Source organism: Pseudomonas sp. CG7 (genome assembly GCF_023701885.1).
Taxonomy (GTDB): Bacteria; Pseudomonadota; Gammaproteobacteria; order Pseudomonadales; family Pseudomonadaceae; genus Aquipseudomonas; species Aquipseudomonas zanjanensis.
In genome coordinates, this window is record NZ_JABAEE010000163.1 from 1 (window position 1) to 3,089 (window position 3,089).

The 3,089-nt window shown below is 64.4% G+C and carries 2 protein-coding genes; both read left to right on the forward strand.

Annotated elements, in window-relative coordinates:
• Positions 1 to 1,962 (forward strand): efflux RND transporter permease subunit (locus tag HGO40_RS30320; RefSeq protein ID WP_250966040.1); only part of this gene is annotated, 1,962 nt, incomplete at its 5' end.
• 46 nt (positions 1,963 to 2,008) lie between these two features.
• On the forward strand, positions 2,009 to 3,089 hold a 1,081-nt coding region (locus tag HGO40_RS30325), incomplete at its 3' end, for a beta-ketoacyl-ACP synthase (protein WP_250966041.1).

Sequence of the window (3,089 nt, forward strand, 5' to 3'; positions counted from 1 at the left end):
GTGTTCGTGGTCATGGCGGCTACCGGCAAGAATTTTGACCGCATCACCCTGGGATCACTGATCCTGGCGCTCGGGTTGTTGGTGGACGATGCCATCATCGCTATCGAAATGATGGTGGTGAAGATGGAGGAGGGCTACGACCGGATCAAGGCCTCCGCCTATGCCTGGAGCCATACGGCCGCGCCGATGTTGTCCGGTACGCTGGTGACAGCGATCGGATTCATGCCCAACGGTTTCGCCCAGTCGACCGCCGGCGAGTACACCAGCAACATGTTCTGGATCGTCGGTATCGCCCTGATCGCGTCCTGGGTGGTGGCGGTAGCGTTCACCCCTTACCTGGGGGTGAAGATGTTGCCGGACATCAAGCAGGTCGAGGGTGGCCACGCAGCCATTTATAACACTCGCCACTACAATCGTTTTCGCCAGGTCCTGACCCGGGTCATCGCGCGCAAATGGTGGGTGGCCGGCACAGTGGTCACGACATTTATCGTGGCGATCCTCGGCATGGGCCTGGTGAAGAAACAGTTCTTCCCGACCTCCGATCGCCCCGAGGTGCTGATCGAAGTGCAAATGCCTTATGGCACTTCCATCGAGCAGACCGGCGCCACCACCGCCAAGGTCGAGGCCTGGTTGCAGAAACAGGACGAGGCGAAAATCGTCACGGCCTACATCGGCCAGGGGGCGCCACGTTTCTACCTGGCGATGGCGCCGGAACTGCCCGATCCGTCGTTCGCCAAGATCGTCGTGTTGACCGACAGCCAGGAAGCGCGCGAGACCCTCAAGTTCCGTCTTCGCGAGGCGGCAGCCGAGGGCCTCGCCCCGGAGGCGCGCATCCGCGTGACGCAACTGGTGTTCGGCCCGTATTCACCGTATCCGGTTGCCTACCGGGTGATGGGGCCGGATCCGTCGAAGTTGCGCGAGATCGCGGCGCAGGTCCAGGGCGTCATGCAGGCGAGCCCGTTGATGCGGACCGTCAATACCGACTGGGGGCCACTGACGCCGACGTTGCATTTCACCCTGGACCAGGACCGCTTGCAGGCGGTAGGCCTGACGTCCAATGCGGTCGCGCAGCAATTGCAGTTCCTGCTGGCGGGGGTGCCGATCACGGCGGTTCGCGAGGACATCCGCTCGGTGCAGGTGGTCGGTCGTGCGGCCGGTGACATTCGCCTCGACCCGGCGAGGATCGAGGGCTTTACCCTGGTGGGTGCGGCGGGCCAGCGTATTCCGCTGTCCCAGGTGGGCGAGGTCGATGTGCGCATGGAGGATCCGATTCTTCGTCGACGTGACCGCACCCCGACCATGACCGTGCGCGGCGACATTGCCGAAGGCTTGCAGCCACCGGACGTATCGAGCGCGATCATCAAGGCCCTGCAGCCGATCATCGACACCCTGCCGAGCGGCTATCGGATCGAGCAGGCAGGCGCCATCGAGGAGTCGGGCAAGGCCGGCAAGGCGATCGTGCCGCTGGTGCCGATCATGGTGGCCCTGACCCTGCTGATCATCATCGTGCAGGTGCGTTCGATCTCGGCCATGATCATGGTGTTCCTCACCGCGCCCCTGGGTTTGATTGGGGTGGTGCCGACGTTGCTGATCTTCGAGCAACCGTTCGGGATCAACGCCCTGGTGGGCCTGATCGCGCTCTCGGGCATCCTGATGCGCATCACGCTGATCCTGATCGGGCAGATCCATCACAACAAGCAAGAGGGGTTGGAACCCTTCCATGCGGTCATCGAAGCCACGGTGCAACGGGCGCGTCCGGTCCTGCTGACGGCGATGGCGGCCATCCTGGCCTTTATCCCGCTAACGCACTCGGTGTTCTGGGGCACGCTGGCCTACACGCTGATCGGCGGCACGTTCGTCGGCACCATCATGACGTTGGTGTTCCTGCCTGCGATGTACGACATCTGGTTCAAGATCCGTCCTGACGCGCCAGCGCACACCCCGGCAGTACCGTTGGCGTGAGCCAGCCATTCAATGAACGTCGACTGAGCAAATGAAGAGGTTTCAAATGATGACTTCCCAAGGGCAAAAACGCATCGTCGTCACTGGCGTGGGCATTGTCGGCCCGCTGGGTTGTGGCGTGGAAGAAGTCTGGTCGCGCTTGCTGGCTGGGCGCTCCGGCATTCGTCTCTTGTCTGGCGATATCACCGAGGGGACGGGCGTGGCCGTGGGCGGGCAGGTGCCGTCGTTGGAAGAAGACCCCATCGCCGGTTACGACCCCGAGCGCATCATCCCCGCCAAGGATCGCAAGAAAATGGATCGCTTCATCGAGTTCGCCCTGGTGGCGGCCGAAGAAGCGTTGCAACAGGCGGGCTGGAAACCGACCGATGCCCACGACCAGGAGCGGACGGCGACGATCATCGCCTCGGGCGTGGGTGGCTTTGGCGCGATTGCCGGTGCGGTCCGCACCACTGAGGAGCGAGGTCCGCGCCGATTGTCACCGTTCACGGCACCGGCCGTTCTTGCCAACATGGCGGCCGGGCACGTGTCCATCCGCCACGGTTTCAAAGGTCCGCTCGGTGCGCCGGTCACTGCCTGTGCGGCGGGGGTGCAGGCCATTGGCGATGCGGCCAGGCTCATCCGCAGCGGCGAGGCGGATATCGCCGTATGCGGCGGGACGGAAGCCGCGATAGATCGCGTAACCCTGGGTTGTTTTGCCGCCGCTCGTGCGCTATCCACCGGTTTTGCCGAGCGCCCGCAAGAGGCCTCGCGGCCTTTCGATCGAGATCGCGACGGCTTTGTCATGGCCGAGGGGGCAGGGGTGCTGGTGATCGAGTCGCTGGAGCACGCCCTTGCCCGCGGCGCCCAGCCGTTGGCGGAGTTGGTCGGTTACGGCACCAGCGCCGATGCCTACCACCTGACCGCCGGCCCGGAAGATGGCAACGGCGCCCGGCGCGCGATGGAGCAGGCGTTGCGCCAGGCTGCGGTCAGCCCTTCAGACGTGCAGCATATCAATGCCCATGCGACGTCCACCCAGGTTGGCGACAATGGTGAGCTGGCGGCGATTCGCTCGGTGTTCGGGCGCGGCTCCGATGTGGCGATTGCCTCCACCAAGTCGGCCACTGGGCATCTGTTGGGGGCGGCGGGGG